Annotated in this window: 15 protein-coding genes; 2 read left to right on the top strand and 13 right to left on the bottom strand. The window is 71.3% G+C overall.

What is annotated here, in order from left to right:
* Positions 1–14: 14 nt before the first annotated feature.
* Positions 15–1,076 carry a succinyl-diaminopimelate desuccinylase gene (gene dapE / locus IEZ00_RS18175; protein WP_189224461.1) on the bottom strand — a complete coding sequence of 354 codons (1,062 nt, stop codon included), beginning with the start codon at positions 1,074–1,076 and terminating at the stop codon, positions 15–17.
* A gap of 25 nt (positions 1,077–1,101) precedes the next feature.
* Here dapE and dapD point away from each other — a divergent pair, with 25 nt between their 5' ends.
* The gene (gene dapD, locus IEZ00_RS18170) at positions 1,102–2,070 is read left to right on the top strand and encodes a 2,3,4,5-tetrahydropyridine-2,6-dicarboxylate N-succinyltransferase (protein ID WP_229795862.1); all 969 of its coding nucleotides are present in this window, start codon (positions 1,102–1,104) and stop codon (positions 2,068–2,070) included.
* A 50-nt stretch (positions 2,071–2,120) separates the two neighbouring features.
* Here the strand turns inward: dapD and dapC are convergent, their stop codons facing one another.
* Positions 2,121–3,212, bottom strand: a complete 1,092-nt coding sequence (gene dapC / locus IEZ00_RS18165) for a succinyldiaminopimelate transaminase (RefSeq protein ID WP_189224459.1) — start codon at positions 3,210–3,212, stop codon at positions 2,121–2,123.
* Entirely contained in the window at positions 3,209–3,535 is a 327-nt protein-coding gene (gene fdxA / locus IEZ00_RS18160; RefSeq protein ID WP_189224458.1) for a ferredoxin, read from the bottom strand. Before fdxA ends, dapC begins: the two co-directional genes overlap by 4 nt.
* Before the next feature lie 145 nt (positions 3,536–3,680).
* Between fdxA and IEZ00_RS18155 the strand changes: the two genes are divergently transcribed.
* Positions 3,681–4,454, top strand: a complete 774-nt coding sequence (locus IEZ00_RS18155; protein WP_189224457.1) for a GNAT family N-acetyltransferase — start codon at positions 3,681–3,683, stop codon at positions 4,452–4,454.
* Here the strand turns inward: IEZ00_RS18155 and IEZ00_RS18150 are convergent.
* From IEZ00_RS18150 to typA, 10 genes are all read right to left on the bottom strand, one after another.
* Positions 4,430–5,152 (bottom strand): hypothetical protein, encoded by a 723-nt coding sequence (locus tag IEZ00_RS18150; RefSeq protein WP_189224456.1) that lies wholly within the window; start codon positions 5,150–5,152, stop codon positions 4,430–4,432. The genes IEZ00_RS18155 and IEZ00_RS18150 overlap by 25 nt on opposite strands.
* 155 nt (positions 5,153–5,307) lie before the next feature.
* Positions 5,308–5,688, bottom strand: a complete 381-nt coding sequence (locus tag IEZ00_RS18145; protein WP_189224455.1) for a hypothetical protein — start codon at positions 5,686–5,688, stop codon at positions 5,308–5,310.
* Positions 5,678–6,532: an N-acetyl-1-D-myo-inositol-2-amino-2-deoxy-alpha-D-glucopyranoside deacetylase gene (mshB, locus tag IEZ00_RS18140; RefSeq protein ID WP_189224454.1), complete on the bottom strand. Its 855-nt coding sequence runs from the start codon at positions 6,530–6,532 to the stop codon at positions 5,678–5,680. The genes IEZ00_RS18145 and mshB overlap by 11 nt, the downstream gene beginning before the upstream one ends.
* Positions 6,533–6,592: 60 nt before the next feature.
* The gene (locus IEZ00_RS18135) at positions 6,593–7,663 is read right to left on the bottom strand and encodes an ABC transporter ATP-binding protein (protein ID WP_189224453.1); all 1,071 of its coding nucleotides are present in this window, start codon (positions 7,661–7,663) and stop codon (positions 6,593–6,595) included.
* Positions 7,660–8,838, bottom strand: coding sequence for an ABC transporter ATP-binding protein (locus IEZ00_RS18130; protein WP_189224452.1), 1,179 nt, complete (start codon positions 8,836–8,838; stop codon positions 7,660–7,662). The genes IEZ00_RS18135 and IEZ00_RS18130 overlap by 4 nt, the downstream gene beginning before the upstream one ends.
* The gene (locus IEZ00_RS18125; RefSeq protein WP_189224594.1) at positions 8,835–9,782 is read right to left on the bottom strand and encodes an ABC transporter permease; all 948 of its coding nucleotides are present in this window, start codon (positions 9,780–9,782) and stop codon (positions 8,835–8,837) included. The genes IEZ00_RS18130 and IEZ00_RS18125 overlap by 4 nt, the downstream gene beginning before the upstream one ends.
* 1 nt (position 9,783) lies before the next feature.
* Positions 9,784–10,782, bottom strand: coding sequence for an ABC transporter permease (locus tag IEZ00_RS18120; protein ID WP_189224451.1), 999 nt, complete (start codon positions 10,780–10,782; stop codon positions 9,784–9,786).
* A 160-nt stretch (positions 10,783–10,942) separates the two neighbouring features.
* The gene (locus IEZ00_RS18115) at positions 10,943–12,763 is read right to left on the bottom strand and encodes an ABC transporter family substrate-binding protein (protein ID WP_189224450.1); all 1,821 of its coding nucleotides are present in this window, start codon (positions 12,761–12,763) and stop codon (positions 10,943–10,945) included.
* A 297-nt stretch (positions 12,764–13,060) separates the two neighbouring features.
* On the bottom strand, positions 13,061–14,764 hold the full coding sequence (locus IEZ00_RS18110) for an ABC transporter family substrate-binding protein (RefSeq protein WP_189224449.1): 1,704 nt from the start codon (positions 14,762–14,764) through the stop codon (positions 13,061–13,063).
* Between the two features lie 95 nt (positions 14,765–14,859).
* Positions 14,860–16,761, bottom strand: coding sequence for a translational GTPase TypA (gene typA, locus IEZ00_RS18105; protein WP_189224448.1), 1,902 nt, complete (start codon positions 16,759–16,761; stop codon positions 14,860–14,862).
* Positions 16,762–16,824: the final 63 nt, after the last annotated feature.

The raw sequence follows: 16,824 nt of genomic DNA, 5'->3' as shown, positions 1-16,824 counted from the left end.
GACGCGGCGGCCGGTCAGGCCACGAAGCGCCGCAACACTTCCAGGCACCGCCGGATCTCGTTCACCTGGACGTTCTCCTGCCGGGTGTGGGCCAGGGTCGGGTCGCCGGGGCCGAAGTTGACCGCGGGCATCCCCAGCGCGGCGAACCGGGCCACGTCGGTCCAGCCCAGCTTGGCCACCGGCTGCCCGCCCGCCGCCTCGACCAGCTCCCGCGCGGCCGGGGCGGACAGGCCGGGCAGCGCGCCCGGCGAGGAGTCGGTGACGGTGACCTCGTAGCCGTCGAACAGCTCGCGCAGGTGGGCCTCGGCGTCGGCCGGGGTCCGGTCGGGCGCGAAGCGGTGGTTGACGGTGAGCACGCACTCGTCGGGCACCACGTTGCCCGCCACCCCGCCGGTGATCCCGACCGCCTGGAGCCCCTCCCGGTAGGCGCAGCCGTCGATGTCGACCGTGCGCGGCCGGTACTCCTCCAGCCTGCGCAGCGCCTCCCCCATCGCGTGGATGGCGTTGACGCCCATCCACCCGCGCGCGGTGTGCGCCCGCACGCCCTTGGTGCGCACCTCGACCCGGATGGTGCCCTGGCAACCGGCCTCGATCACCGCGTTGGACGGCTCGCACACGATGGCCAGGTCGCCGCGCAGCCACTCCGGCAGCTCCCGCTCGATCCGCCCCAGGCCGTTGCGGACCGCCTCGACCTCCTCGCAGTCGTAGAACACGAAGGTCAGGTCGTGGCGGGGCTGGTCGACGGTGCCCGCGAGGGCGAGCATCACCGCGTCGCCGCCCTTCATGTCGACGGTGCCGCAGCCGTGCAGGACCTCCCCCTCGCGGCGCGACGGGTGGTTGTCGTTGATCGGCACGGTGTCCAGGTGGCCCGCCAGCACGACCCGCCGCTCGCGGCCCAGGTCGGTGCGGGCCAGCACGGTGTTGCCGGATCGGACGACTTCCAGGGAGGTCTGCTCGCGCAGGGACCGTTCGACCAGGTCGGCGATGCGCTGCTCGTCACCGGAGACGCTGGGCACGTCCACCAGCGCGGCGGTCAGGTCGACGGGATCGGCGGTGAGGTCCAGGGTCTCGGGCACGGCCCGCACGTTACCGTTGACAGCCGTGAGCACCGCAAACCACACCGGCGCGTACGGCGTCGGACTCGCCACTGTCACCCCCGACGGGTCTGTGCTGGACACCTGGTTCCCGGCGCCCCGGCTCGGGGCCGCCGAGGCGGGCACCACGCGGCTGTCCTCGGCCGAGGTCGCCGCGGAGCTGGGCGAGGCCGCGGCCAAGCAGCTCGGCTACGACGAGGACCGCGACGTCGAGGTGGTCGGCGTGCGGGTCGGCGTCGAGTCGCTGGCCACCGCCCCCGCCGACACCTATGACGTCTACCTGCGGCTGCACCTGCTGTCCGCGCGGCTGGTCCAGCCGCACGGGGCGAACCTGGACGGCATCTTCGGCCTGCTGTCCAACGTGGTGTGGACCAACTTCGGGCCGTGCGCGGTGGAGGGCTTCGAGCAGACGCGGCTGCGGCTGCGGGGGCGCGGGCCGGTCACCGTGTACGGCATCGACAAGTTCCCGCGCATGGTCGACTACGTCGTGCCCACCGGCGTGCGGATCGCCGACGCGGACCGCGTGCGGCTGGGCGCCCACCTGGCCAGCGGCACCACCGTGATGCACGAGGGCTTCGTCAACTTCAACGCGGGCACGCTGGGCTCGTCCATGGTGGAGGGCCGCATCTCCGCGGGCGTCGTCGTCGGCGACGGCTCCGACGTGGGCGGCGGCGCGTCGATCATGGGCACCCTGTCCGGCGGCGGCAAGCAGGTCATCTCCATCGGCGAGCGCTGCCTGATCGGCGCCAACGGCGGGGTGGGCATCTCGCTGGGCGACGACTGCGTGGTGGAGGCCGGGCTGTACGTGACGGCGGGCACCAAGGTGACCACGGCCGACGGCCAGGTGGTCAAGGCCGGTCAGCTCTCCGGCGTCCCCGGCCTGCTGTTCCTCCGCGACTCCACCACCGGCGCCGTGAAGGTGCTGCCCCGCAAGGGCAACGGCGTCGAGCTCAACGAGGCGCTGCACAAGAACTGAGCCACCTCGCGGGTGGGGGCGTGGTCCACCACACCCCACCCGCGGACCGCTCAGGCGGTCAGGCGCTCCACCGCGGCGGCGATCCGCTCGTCGGTCGCGGTCAGCGCCACGCGCACGTGCCTGCCGCCCGCCGGGCCGTAGAACGTGCCCGGCGCGGCCAGGATGCCGCGCTCGGCCAGCCAACCGACGGTCTCCCAGGCGTCCTCGCCGCGCGTGGACCACAGGTACAGGCCCGCCTCGGAGTGGTCCACCGCGAAGCCCGCCGCCCGCAGCGCGGGCAGCAGCGCCTCGCGCCGCGCCCGGTACCGGTCGCGCTGGGCGGTCACGTGCTCGTCGTCCTCCAGCGCCGCGGTCATCGCCGCCTGCACCGGTCGCGGCACGATCATGCCCGCGTGCTTGCGCACCTCCAGCAGGTTCTTCACCAGCACCGGGTCGCCGGTGACGAAACCCGCCCGGTAGCCGGCCAGGCTGGAGGTCTTCGACAGCGAGTGCACCGCCAGCACGCCGTCCAGGCCGCCGCCGCGCACCGCCGGGTCCAGCACCGAGACCGGGTCCGCCGACCACGGCAGGGCCAGGTAGCACTCGTCCGAGGCCACCACCGCCCCGACCGCGCGGGCCGCCGCGACCGCCTCGGCCATCCGCTCGGCGGACAGCACGCGCCCGGTCGGGTTGGACGGGGAGTTCAGCCACACCAGCCGGGTGCCCTCGGGCGGGGCCTCGCCGTCGGCCAGCCGGACCGGCGTGGCGCCCGCCAGGCGGGCGCCCACCTCGTAGGTCGGGTAGGCCAGCTCCGGGATGGCCACCACGTCACCGGGGCCCAGCCCCAGCAGCGCGGGCAGCCACGCGACCAGCTCCTTGGAGCCGATCGTGGGCAGCACCGCGTCCGGGTCCAGCTCCGGCAGGCCGTGCCTGCGGCGCAGCGCGCCGACGGCGGCCGCGCGCAGCTCGGGCGTGCCGTGGGTGGTCGGGTAGCCGGGCTGGTCGGCGACCGAGGCCAGCGCCTCCCGGATCACCCTGGGCACCGGGTCCACCGGGGTGCCGACGGACAGGTCGACCACGCCACCGGGGTGCGTGCGCGCCTTGGCGGCGTGGTCGGCCAACGTGTCCCAGGGGAAGTCCGGGAGCGTCCGGGACGAGGTCACTCGTGGGACGCCTGGGCGGGCAGCGCCTTGATGAAGGCCGGGTCGGCCGAGACCTTGCCGACCTTGGAGGCGCCGCCGGGCGAGCCCAGCTCGTCGAAGAAGTCCACGTTCGCCTTGGTGTACTCCTTCCACTCGTCCGGGACGTCGTCCTCGTAGTAGATGGCCTCCACCGGGCACACCGGCTCGCACGCCCCGCAGTCCACGCACTCGTCAGGGTGGATGTAGAGCATCCGGTCGCCTTCGTAGATGCAGTCGACGGGGCACTCTTCGATGCACGCCTTGTCGAGCACGTCCACGCACGGCTGGGCGATCACATAGGTCACTGCGCTCTCCTGCTCTGTCCTGGTCCACACCGCGCAAGCCGGAGAGTACGCGGCGAGTGCCATTGTCCTCCGGTGAGGCTCGCCTTAGCAGCCGGTTGTCCCAGCTCACAGAACGGACTTCGGGGAACTGGAGGATCATGGGCGGGTGACGACCGTGCTGGAGCTGGAGGAGCGCTGCGCCGACGCGTGGCCCGCGCTGGTGGACGAGCGGCTGGGCGGCTGGCGGCTGCGCGCCGCAGGCGGCTTCACCGGCCGCGCCAACAGCGCGCTGACCACGGGTGATCCCGGTGTGCCGGTGGCCGACGCGCTGGCCGCGGTGTCCGGTTTCGCCCGGCGGCACGAGATCAGGCCGCTGGCGCACGTGGTCGTGGGCTCCCCGCACGAGGACGCCGTGGCGCGGACCGGGTGGCGGGTCGACCTGGACCACCCCGGCGGCGCGGAGTCGCTGGTGCTCACCGGCCCGCTGGCCGCCTTCGCGACGCCGAAGCCCGAAGGGGTCGCGGAAGGGGTCACGGAAGGGGTCGCGGAAGGAGTCTCGGTGCCGACCTCGCCGTCGGAGGGCTGGTGGGAGCTGGCCGCGCAGGCCGAGCCGACGCCCGCGCAGCGGCACGTGCTGGGCTCCGGCGGTGTGGTGGGCTTCGGCCAGGTGGCGCGCGACGGGGTCGTGCTCGCGGCGGTGCGCGGCGCGGTGGTCGGCGACCTGCTGCACGTCGCCCGGCTGGCGGTGCGGCCGGAGGCGCGTCGGCGCGGGCTGGCGCGGGCGCTGCTGGGCGGGCTGGCGTCGTGGGCGCTGGGGCGCGGCGCCACCACGTGCGCGCTCCAGGTGGCCGAGCACAACACGCCCGCGCTGGAGCTGTACCGGTCGCTGGGGTGCGTGGAGCACCACCGGTACCGCTACTGGGCCCCGAACCACTCGTAGGCGGCCTTGCGGACGCGGCGCAGGCCGGACCGCTCGCCGAGGTAGTCGCCGACCACGCCGACGACGGGCAGCGCGCCCAGCGCCTGGTGGTAGAAGCGGCCGTGGGGGCGCTTGTCCAGCTCGTCCTCCAGCGACCACAGCACGCGGGCGAGCTTCCAGATGGTGCGGCCGATGGCCTTGAACGTGGAGCGGTCCAGCTCTTCGGTGAGCTCGGCGGTGCGGCGGTCCTCGTCCGGGTCCACCGCGCGGCCGTCCACCTCGCGCTGGAACAGCACGTGGGCGATCAGCCGGACGCGGTCCTCGGTGGCGGTGATGCCGCGCTCGCCCGCCAGCGCGGACAGCAGCAGCCCCTGGCCCGCCGCGCCCAGCGAGGACTGGATGGGCAGCCGGTCGGCCAGCGCGCCGCCGACGCCGGGGATCGCCGCCAGCAGCGACACCACCCGGCCGACCCGGTTGAGCCACCACTCGTCGCGCTGGTCCAGGTCCATCGCGGCCCAGCCCGCGGTGCCGGGGACCTTGACCCTGGCCAGCTGGTCCCACAGCTTGTCGACCACCTTGCGGTCGGCGCTCGCCTCCAGGGACCGGTCGCGCAGGCCGAGCAGGTTCACCTCGCGCAGCGCGTCCAGCACCGGCCCGGTGGCCCGCACGAACGGCCGCAGCGCCCGGACCACGTCCCGATCGCTGATCGCCTCACCCATCACGCCTCCCCAGCCACCACCCCCGACCACCGCGCGAGGCCGCGTCGGTCTGTCGAGTCGCCTTTCGGGAGGATCACGCTTTTCGATCCTCCCGAAACGCGGCTCGACTGGCCGACTTCCAGGCGGCCGAGCCGACCCGGCGGAGCCGGGTCAATTCAATGCGGTTTACCCATCAAGGCACCCACGGCAATCGCGCTGGGCAAAGCGCCGCCCGCGAACAGCAGCAGCGTGCGCCAGTCGTTGACCAGCACCACGTCGCCGCCGGGCCCGAAGGTGGCCAGCACCAGCAGCGTCCCCAGCCACACCAGCAGCGGCGAGGACGCCACGAGCAGGCCGCGCGCGTGCCGGGACGCGGCCAGCACCAGCATCGGGGTGGTCACGATCGCCACCACCACGCTGATCGGGAACGGCCAGTCGCGCACGTCGGGCAGCAGGGTGCCGTCCAGCCGCAGCGGCAGGAAGAACACCTCCAGCACCGCCAGCACGAACGCCTGGACCAGCACCGCCACCAGGGCGAGCCTGCGCTCAGCGGTCATCCAACCCCCCGAACAGATCGGTCTCCGCGCCCTCCGCGGAGCCCTTGGCCAGCACGTAGTGCTCGGTGGGCACGACCGGCTGGGCGATGCCGTTGGACAGCGCGTAGCTGGCCGAGCCCGCGCCGTCCTGCCACACGCTGACCTGGGTGGAGTGCGCCCGCAGGGCGCGCAGCTTGGCCACCAGGTGCTCGGAGACGTCGACGGTGGTGGTGATCTCGGCGTCGTCGGTCACCGGCAGCTCGCCCGGCTCGGGCAGCCGGAACGGCAGGTCGGGCAGCTCCGCCAGCGCCGCCGCGCCCGCCTCGGTGGCCGCGCGGGAGGTCACGGCGTGGAACACGCGGTCGACCTCCGAGGTGGCCGCGCAGGCGGCCGTGGTGATCTGGTGGGCGCGGATGTGGTCGGGGTGGCCGTAGCCGCCGAAGGCGTCGTAGGTCACCACCACCTGCGGCTTCACCGACGCGATGATGCCGGACAGCTCCTCGACCTGCTCGTCGAAGGAGCCCTGGACGAACGCGCGGGGGTGCTCGTTGGCCGCGACGCCCGCCATGCCGGAGTCGCGCCAGCGGCCCATGCCGCCCAGGAACCGGTGGTCGGTCACGCCCAGGGCGGTGCAGGCGGCGCGCAGTTCGGCCACCCGGTAGCCGCCGAGCTGGTCGGCCGCGTCGGCGGCGAGCTGGCGCAGCGCGGGCGGGATGATCTCGCCCTCCTCGCCGAGGGTGCAGGTGACCACGGTGACGTGCGCGCCGGAGGCCGCGTAGCGGGCGATGGTGCCGCCCGTCCACAGGCTCTCGTCATCGGGGTGTGCGTGTACCAGCAGCAACCGGGGCGGGGCAGTCAGCGTCACCGGATCAGCGTAGAGGCCGGTCGGGGCCGCCGTGGTGGGCGGCCCCGACCCTGGCGGCGCTCAGCCGACGGTCGTGGGCCGGACCTCGGCGAAGTGGCACGCCGAGAGGGTGCCGGACTCGGCCACCCGGCGCTCCAGCTTCGGCTCCTCGACCGCGCAGATGTCCTGCGCCTTCCAGCAGCGGGTGCGGAACCGGCAGCCCGAGGGCGGGTTCACCGGGGAGGGCACGTCACCGGTGAGCACGATGCGCTGGCGCTGCCGCTCCAGCTTCGGGTCCGGCACCGGCACCGCGGACAGCAGGGCCTGCGTGTACGGGTGGGTGGGCCGGTTGTAGATGTCCTCGCGCTCGCCGATCTCGATGATCTTGCCGAGGTACATCACCGCGACCCGGTCGGAGATGTGCCGCACCACCGACAGGTCGTGCGCCACGAACAGGTAGGCCAGGCCGAGGCGCTCCTGCAGCTCCTCCAGCAGGTTCACCACGCCCGCCTGCACCGACACGTCCAGCGCGGACACCGGCTCGTCGAGCACGATCAGCTTCGGGTTCAGCGCCAGCGCGCGGGCGATGCCGATGCGCTGGCGCTGGCCGCCGGAGAACTCGTGCGCGTACCGGTTGCGGTGCTCCGGGTTGAGGCCCACCAGCTCCATCAGCTCGTTGACCCGCTGCTGGACCGTGCGGCCCTCGCCGCCGCCAACGCCGTGGATCTTGAACGGCTCGGAGATGAGCTCGTTGATCTGCCAGCGCGGGTTCAGCGACGCGTACGGGTCCTGGAACACGATCTGCATGTCCCGGCGGATGCCGCGCAGCTGCTTGCCCTTGAGCGTGGTCAGCTCGCGGCCCTCGAACTTCACCGACCCGGAGGTCGGCTTGTGCAGCTGGAGGATGGCCCGCCCGGTGGTGGACTTGCCGCAGCCGGACTCGCCGACCAGGCCCAGCGTCTCGCCGGGGTAGAGGTCGAAGGTCACCCCGGAGACCGCCTGCACCTGCCCGACCGTGCGCGGGATGATGCCGCCGCCGCGCACCGGGAAGGACTTGACCAGGTCCTTGACCTCCAGCAGCGGCGCCTTGCCGTCGCCGCCACCGGAGGCGGCGCCCCCGGCCTGGGGGTTCACATCGGTCGAGGTGGTCATGAGGTGGGCTTCTCCTCTTCGTGCAACCGCGCCTCCACGTCGGCCAGGTCCTCGGCGACGGGGACGTCGGGATCGGCCGCCGTGAGCGACGCGGGGTTCTCCACGGTGCCGATCTCGTCGTGCGCGAACAGCCGCTGCGGCTGCTCGATGGTGGCCAGGTGGTCGGACCGGTGGCAGCGGGCGTAGTGGCCCGCCCGGTCGGTCTCCAGCAGCTGCGGCTCGGTCTCCCGGCAGATGTCGATGGCCAGCGGGCACCGGGGGGAGAACGGGCAGCCCTGGGGCAGGTTCATCAGCGAGGGCGGCGCGCCCTTGATCGGGGTGAGCCGCTTGCCCAGCAGGTTCGGGTTCGGGATGGACCCGAGCAGGCCGACCGTGTAGGGCATCCGCTGGGCCTCGAAGACCTCGTCCACGCCGCCCTGCTCGACGACCGTGCCGCCGTACATGACCTGCACGCGGTCCACCATGCCCGCCACCACGCCCAGGTCGTGCGTGATGATCATGATGCCCGCGCTCGTCTCGTCCCGGATGCGCAGCAGCGTGTCCAGGATCTGCGCCTGCACGGTCACGTCCAGCGCGGTGGTCGGCTCGTCGGCGATGATCACGTCCGGGTCGTTGATGATCGCCATGGCGATCATCACGCGCTGCCGCATGCCGCCGGAGAACTCGTGCGGGTACTGCTCCGCGCGCCGGTCCGGCTGCGGGATGCCCACCAGCTCCAGCGCCTCGACGGCCTTGGCCATGGCGGCCTTCTTGGACACGTCGTGGTGCGCCCGGTGCGCCTCGGCCAGCTGCCAGCCCACCGTGTAGACCGGGTTCAGCGAGGTCATCGGGTCCTGGAAGATCATCGAGATGCCGTTGCCGCGGACCGGCTGCATCTGCTTGTAGCTCAGGCCGACCAGTTCCTTGTCCTTGAACCTGATCGACCCGCTGATCTTCGCGGTCTTGGGCAGCAGGCCCATCACCGCCATCGACGAGACCGACTTGCCGGAGCCGGACTCGCCCACGATCCCGAGCACCTCGCCGCGCCCCAGCGTGAACGACACGTCGCGCACGGCGTGCACGGTCCCGTCGTCGGTGGGGAAGTCCACGGAGAGGTTCTCCACGCGCAGCAGCTTCTCGCCCGCGAGGCCGTCCGCCGCCGTTCCTGGTGCGCCCATCACGTCCAACTCGCTCATGCCTTGACCCTCCTCTGGCGCGGGTCGAAGGCGTCCCGGAGGCCATCGCCGATGAAGTTCACCGACAGCGAGATCAGCACGATGAAGGTGAACGTGGTGAAGAACAGCCACGGGTGCAGCGTGAGCTCGTTCTTGTTGAGGCTGATCATCAGCCCCAGCGAGGTGTCGGGCGACTGCACGCCGAGGCCGAGGAACGACAGCGCCGCCTCCAGCAGCACCGCCTGCGCGATGGCCAGGGTGGCGTTGACGACGATCACGTCGACGGTGTTGGGCAGGATGTGCCGGAACACGATCCGCCACGTCGAGGCGCCCAGCGCGCGGGCGGCCTCGATGAACTCCTTCTCGCGCAGCGAGAGGACCATGCCCCGGATCACCCGCGCGATGGACAGCCAGCCGATCAGGCCCAGGTACAGGGCCACGATGACCCAGTTGCTGCCGCCGCTGCCGCCCGCCACGGACACCACGAAGCTGTTGCGCACCAGCACCGCGGCGATGACCAGGCCGGGGATGACCAGCAGCAGGTCGATGAACCGGCTGATCAGCGTGTCGACCCAGCCGCCGAGGTAGCCCGCCAGCGAGCCGAGCACCACGCCGACCACGGTGGACAGCAGCGCCACCACCATCGCGATCTGCAGCGAGAACTGGGTGCCGCGGATCAGCTGGGCGACCATGTCGCCGCCGAGCCGGTCGGTGCCGAACGGGTGGTCGGCGCTGGGCGGCAGGTACCGGCGGAAGCCCAGGTCGGTGTAGGAGTACTTCCACAGCGCGCCGCCCAGGAAGGCGAACAGCACCAGCAGCACGAACAGCACCAGCCCGAACACGGCGGCCTTGTGCCGGAAGAAGCGGCGGGCGATGACCTGCCACTGCTTGCGGGTGTTCGAGGAGTCGAACTGGCTCGCCTCGCCCGAGGTGGGCGCCGGGGCCTGCGCCACGGGGGACGTCATCTCAGTCAAGGCGGATCCTCGGGTCCAGGAACGCGTACAGCACGTCCGCGATCAGGTTGAACACGATGATGAACACCGCGGTCAGCATCATGAAGCCCAGCACCTGGTAGGGCTCCAGCTTGGTGACCGCGTCGACCAGGAACTTGCCCATGCCCGACCAGCCGAACACCGTCTCGGTGATGACCGCGCCACCGAAGGCGGCGCCGAAGTTCAGCGAGGAGACCGTGATGATCGGGATCAGCGCGTTGCGGAAGGCGTGCTTGAAGATGGCGCGGCCCTGCGAGACGCCCTTGGCCTGCGCGGTGCGCACGTAGTCGGCGTTGAGCGTCTCCAGCATGGAGGCGCGCTGGAACCGGCTGTAGAGCGCGAACTGGATCATCACCAGGCAGATCGTCGGCAGGATGTACGCGCCGGTGTACTGGTAGATCTGCTGGCCCAGGGAGCCGCTGAAACCCTCGCCGGGCGGACCCGCCATGGTCAGCCAGCGGCCCGCGCCGATGGACTCCAGCCAGTTGTTGAACTCGATGCCGCCCGCCTTGATGATCAGGGCGACGCAGAACAGCGGCATGGAGAACATGACGAACGCTATGCCGGTGGCCGTGTAGTCGAACAGCGAGTACTGCCTGACCGCGCCGATGACGCCGACCGCCATGCCGAGCAGCAGCGCGATCAGCTCGGCGGCCACGATCAGCCGCAGCGTGACGCCGAACGCCTTGAGCAGTTCTTCCTTGACCGGCTTGCCCGCGTTGCCGGGGACGACGGTCTCGCCCCAGTCGCCGGTGACGAAGTCGCCCGCCCAGTCGACGTAGCGGTCGAGGAACGGCTGGTTGTAGCCCGTCCGCTCGTAGGCGAGTGCGATCTCTGCCTCGGACCGGGGCTTCTGCAGCTTCCACTCGGCCAAGGGGTCGCCCATGGCCGTGGTGAGGCCGAAGCACAGGAACGAGGCGACGATCAACAGCGGAATCGAGATCAACAACCGCCGGATTATGTAACGGAACATGACGAGGTCTCTAGTCTCCCTAGGGCCCCGCGCTCCGGGCGCGGCACCCTACCGGACGCGGACGCCGTACGGGGGGCCGGTGCTCGTGGCACCGGCCCCCCGGCCGGATGAGTCGTTCGTGGCGGGCCCCGAAGTGGTGCGCCGACCGCTCTCTACCTGCTTACTTCTTCTGCCAGGCGTAGAGGTTCCACATGATGCCGCCGCCGACGCCGATGTAGCCGATCGGACCGATGTTGGCGTCCGAGGCGGCGAAGTCGGTCAGCTGGAACAGCGGGATGCTGTGCAGGTCGTCGCGCATCTTCTTGTCGATGTCGTTGAGCATCTGGATGCGCTTCTGGTAGTCCAGCTCGCGGTTCGCGGCCAGCCACTCCTCCGTCACCGCGGCGGAGTCGTAGTTGTTGTAGTTGGCCGTGCCGCCCTTGTTCTTCTGGGCGTAGTTGCCGTACGAGCCCGCCTTGACCGGCTGGCCGACCCACGCGAACAGGGCCGCGTCGAACTCGCTGGCCGGGAGGCGCTTGTCGTTGAAGTCCGCCGACTGGTCGCCGATGATCTCGATGCCCGCCTGGCCGCACTTGTCCTGCAGGATGCGGACGGTGTCGGCGCGGCGCTGGACGGTCTTGTGGCTGAGCTTGAACGACGCGCGGAACTCACCCTTGGTGAAGATGCCGTCGCCGCCCTTGGTCCAGCCCGCGTCCTCGAGGGTCTTCTGCGCCGCGGCCACGTCACCGTTGCCGACGTCGCCGTAGTGGTCCTCGTAGCCGACCTCGTTGGGCATGAACATGAAGTTGCCCAGCGGCTTGGCGTTCGGGTCGACGTCGTTGATCAGCTTCTCGACCACGTCGGTGCGGTCGAAGCACTGCGCGATCGCCAGGCGCAGCTCCTTGTTCTGGGCGAACAGGGGGCGGGCCATGTTGAAGTCGACGTGCTCGTAGGTCTGGCCACCGGCGGCGTAGACGAAGAACGAGCTGTCCGCGCGCAGCTGCTGCGCCACCGCGGGGTCGGCCTGCGGCGCGATCGCGACGACTTCCTTGTTCTGCAGCTGCTGGGCCGCCGACTGGGCGTCGGTGTTGGTCTTGATGATGACCTTCGAGGCGGCGGGCGGGTTGCCCCACCACTTCGGGTTGCGCACCAGGACGGTCTGGTCCTTGAGGTCGGTGGACTCGATCACGTACGGACCGCCGGACAGGCCGGTCTCGGCGTTCCAGCCCAGCCAGCCCTTGGTGTAGAACTCGGCGGCCTTGCGGACCGTGTCGTCGTTCTGCGAGGGCAGGACCTTGGTGATGTCGGCGATGCCGGTCTTGCTCTCCAGGACGTGCGCCGGGAGCAGGCTGTCACTGCCGATCTGCGAGAACAGCGAGCGGTAGTCCGCGTACGGCTTGTCCTTGAAGAACGTCGTGGTGACCGTCTTGTCCTCGTCCGAGCACTCCAGCTTCTCGATGTCCTGGTAGCCGGTGGGCGTGGTGTCGAACAGGTTCGCCTCGCCGCTGCCGCCGGGCAGGGTGGCCTTGCTCGTGGCCGCCAGCCACTTCAGGTAGAAGTCGTCGCAGTCGATCGGCTGGCCGTCGGACCAGACGGCGGCCTTGTTGACCTTCCACTCGATCGTCTGCGGGTCGGTCGAGGTGACCTTGATCGACTCCATCAGGTCGCCGTCGACCTTGATGACGACCTTGCCGTCGACCAGGTCGGGGATGTACGGCGAGGGCTGCACGTTGAACAGCGCGATGGTGCTGGAGAAGTTGTTCGTCGCGCCGATGTTGTTGTTGTAGTTGTGGAAGCCCTCTTCGACCGCGACCGCGATCTCACCGATGTCGTCCACCTTCGGACGCTTCAGCAGCTCGTCCTGACCCCCGATGCTGCCGGGGTCGGCGTTCTGCTGACCGCCACCGCCCTCGTTCGTCGTGCCACCGCCGCTGCACGCGCTCAGCAAGAGCGCGGAGCTGGTCAGCAGCGCGAGCGCCGAGACAGCTTTTGATCTCCTCATCGACACGTGCCCTCCTAGCACTGGGTTGGAGCGGACCTGTGAACCGAACTCCACACCCATAACCGTGATGTGCCAAACGCGCCCCGAACCGACACACCGTTGCAGCACGATAAGAACCCACAACCAGCAGGGTCACGACCCGGGGGCCGATCGTGACCAAAGGGTGACACGCCGGTAGCAGGGTGCTACTTCACCGTTACGGCGCGGGAGCGATCGTTAACCCGACGCCGGGAATACTGTCAATAGTGCCCCACTTGCGCACGCCGATCCAGTGGCAACACGGATTTCACAGAGAGGCTAACGGCCTTCCCGGCGCCACAGCGGGGCCTGCGACAGCGGGCCCGCGAAGGGCGGCCCGGCGCTCACCCCCTGCGCCTCCGGGAGCGCAACCAGCAGGTCAGCCACCTGGAAGAGGGGCAGCACGACCGCTTGCTGCCACAGCAGCGGCTCCAGTTGGGCCAGCGCGTCGGACAGCAGCGACCGCCCGGTCAGCGCCGCGTCGATGACGGGCTGCAGGGACTGATCACAGAAACCCGACAGATTCGCCGGAATGGGTTCACCACCGTCCCCGGAAGGGGCACGGCACCCGAAAGTTGATGCCAGAACGGCCGCGGAATCGCCGGTGTCCACCTGCGGCACGACCGCAATGTCCACCACCCGGCCCTGTTCCGCATTGCCCGCCGAGGTGCCCGCGAGATCTTGGCCGAACAACTCATTGGGCGGCGTTGTAAGGAGGCGCACAGCGATTCCGGACAATGTCAGCTGACGTTGTAGCTGGTTGGCGATGGTCACGTACGGCTCGATCCCGGCGGGCGCGGCCACCGTCAGCTCCAGCGGCCTGCCGTCCCGCCCCCACTGACCGCTCTCCGAACGGGTGTAACCCGCCTCGGTGAACAGGGCCGCCGGGTCGACCGACGACCGCGGCATGGTCGGCCGGTAGCCCGCCTTCGACGGCGGCACCACCAGCGAGTCGGCGCGCAGCCCCGCGCTCGGACCGCCCCGGCTGCCCGCGGCGATCAGCTCGTCGCGGTTGACGCTCGCCATCACCGCGGCGCGCACCTTCGGGTCCGCCAGCCGGGGGGAAGCCGGGCGCAGCAGCAGCTGCACCACCTCCGGCCGGGGCACCTGCGCGGTGCTCAGCTGCCGGGACCGGGCCAGCTCGGCCAGCTCCTCGACCGCGGCGGCGTCCGGCCGGATCAGCGCCACCTGGTCGTCGCCGGTGCGCAGGGCCGAGATCGTCCCGGACTGGCTCGCCCGGCGCAGCACCACCCGGTCCAGCGCGGGCGGCTGCTCCCAGTAGCGGTCGCTGCGCTCCAGCACGATCTCGCCGCGCGGCTGGTCCAGGGTGCGCACCGCGAACGGGCCACCGGTGGCCGGGAAGCTGTCGGCCAGCGCCGCGCCCCAACCACCGGGGGCGTCCTTGAGCAGGTGGGCGGGCAGCAGGTTGGCGAACAGGCTGCGCCAGCCGGGGTAGGGCTGGTCGAAGACCACCTCCACCACCTTGCCGCCCTCGCGGGAGGTGATGTCGGAGATCAACCGGTAGCCCGCCGGGTCCACCACGCCCGGCTCGGAGCGCATCCGCTGCCACAGGTAGACGAAGTCCTCGGCGGCGATGGGCGCCGAATCCGACCACGAGGCGTCCCGGCGCAGCACGTAGGTCACCGTGTACGGATCTGCCCTGGTCACCTCGGCGGAGACCATCAGGTCCAGGTCCAGCCGGGGACTGCCGTCCGGGGCGGTGCGGAAGGTCGAGGGCAGCAGCAGCGACGCCAGCGCCGTGGTCACCGTCGACTGGCCCGCCAGGGTGTGCGGGTTGTAGCCGCCCCTGACGTCGTCGAGGCCGACCACGACCTCGTTCGCCTTCTCCTTGGGCACCACCGTCACACCGGGGGTGGAGGGCACCAGCGGGGGCGGCGGGGTGACCGTGCAGCCCGACACCACCAGCACCGCCGCCACCAGCGCGGCCAGCAGTCTCGCGAGCGTCCCCCCGGACCTAGTCATGCCCACGAGACTGCCACGCCCGTCCGGCGCCCCGAGCGCTGCCCCGTCCACCACCTGCGACGAGGGCGGAGCGCTCGGAGCCCCGAGAGCACCACTCAGCCCCGCAGCTTGGCGCGGTTGCGCTCGCGGCCGCGCTGGTTCGCGTCCAGCGTCACCTTCCGCACCCGCACGACCTCGGGGGCCACCTCGACGCACTCGTCGGCGGCGCAGAACTCCAGCGCCTCCTCCAGCGACAGCTTGCGCGGCCGGGCCAGCGTCTCCATCACGTCCGCGGTGGAGGTGCGCATGTTGGTCAGCTTCTTCTCGCGGCAGACGTTGACGTCCAGGTCCTCCGCGCGCGGGTTCTCACCCACCACCATGCCCTCGTAGGCGTCCGCGCCGGGCTCGACGAAGAACGTGCCGCGGTCGGCCAGCTGGATCATCGCGTAAGCGGTGATCGAACCGGACCGGTCGGCCACCAGCGAGCCGTTGTGGCGGGTGCGGATCTCCCCCGCCCACGGGCCGTAGCCCTCGGACACCGCGTTGGCGATGCCGGTGCCGCGGGTCTCGGTGAGGAACTCGGTGCGGAAGCCGATCAGGCCGCGCGAGGGCACCACGTAGTCCAGCTTGATCCGGCCGCTGCCGTGGCCGGACATGTTCTCCATCCGGCCCTTGCGGTTGGCCAGCAGCTGGGTGATCGCGCCCAGGTGCTCCTCGGGCGCGTCGATGGTCAGCCGCTCGAACGGCTCGTGCAGCTTGCCGTCGATCATCTTGGTGACCACCTGCGGCTTGCCCACGGTCAGCTCGAAGCCCTCGCGGCGCATCTGCTCGACCAGGATCGCCAGCGCCAGCTCACCGCGGCCCTGCACCTCCCAGGTGTCCGGGCGCTCGGTGGGCAGCACCCGCACCGACACGTTGCCCACCAGCTCGGCGTCCAACCGGGCCTTGACCAGGCGCGCGGTCAGCTTGGTGCCGCCACCGCGACCGGCCAGCGGCGAGGTGTTCACGCCGATGGTCATCGAGATGGCGGGCTCGTCGACGGTGATCCGGGGCAGCGGCTCCGGGTTGTCCACATCGGCCAGGGTGTCGCCGATGGTGATCTCCGGGATGCCCGCGATGGCGACCAGGTCGCCCGCGCTGGCCTGCTCGGCGGGCACCCGCTCCAGCGCCTCGGTGATCAGCAGCTCGGTGATCCGGACCTTCTGCACCGAGCCGTCCTCGCGGCACCAGGCCACCGTCTCGCCCTTGCGCAGGCGGCCCGCCGCGATCCGGCACAGCGCGATGCGGCCCAGGAAGGTGGAGGCGTCCAGGTTGGTCACCAGCGCGCGCAGCGGCGCGTCCGGGTCGCCGGTCGGCGCCGGGATGTGGTTGAGCAGGACCTCGAACAGCGAGTCCAGGTTCTCCTCGTCCGGCAGACCGCCGTCCTCGGGCTGGTTGAGGCTGGCCCGACCCGCCCGCGCGGAGGCGTAGACCACCGGCAGGTCCAGCACGGAGTCGTCCGCGCCGACCTCGGTGGCCAGGTCCAGCAGCAGGTCGTGGGCCTCCTCGACGACCTCGGCGATGCGCGCGTCGGGGCGGTCGACCTTGTTGACCACCAGGATCACCGGCAGACCGGCGGCCAGCGTCTTGCGCAGCACGAACCGGGTCTGCGGCAGCGGCCCCTCCGAGGCGTCGACCAGCAGCACCACGCCGTCGACCATGGACAGGCCGCGCTCGACCTCGCCGCCGAAGTCGGCGTGGCCGGGGGTGTCCACCACGTTGATGGTGACCACGCCGTCCGGCGTGTGCCTGCGCACCGCCGTGTTCTTGGCGAGGATGGTGATGCCCTTCTCGCGCTCCAGCTCGCCGGAGTCCATCACCCGGTCCACGGGCTCGGCCCGTTCGGAGAAGGCGCCTGACTGGCGGAGCATGGCGTCGACCAGGGTGGTCTTGCCGTGGTCAACGTGCGCGACGATCGCGACGTTGCGCAGGTCGTTGCGGACCAGCGTTTCCTTGATCGACGCGGTGGCCGTGGGCACGCGGAACTCCTAGAGCTGTCTTCGGGGGAGGCCGGGCGCCGGACGTGGGATCGCGCACAGCCT

It is taken from the genome of Saccharothrix coeruleofusca (assembly GCF_014648515.1).
GTDB classification, from domain to species: domain Bacteria; phylum Actinomycetota; class Actinomycetes; order Mycobacteriales; family Pseudonocardiaceae; genus Actinosynnema; species Actinosynnema coeruleofuscum.
The sequence above is the reverse complement of the archived record's forward strand: the minus strand, read 5'-3'. Positions and strand labels throughout refer to the sequence as shown.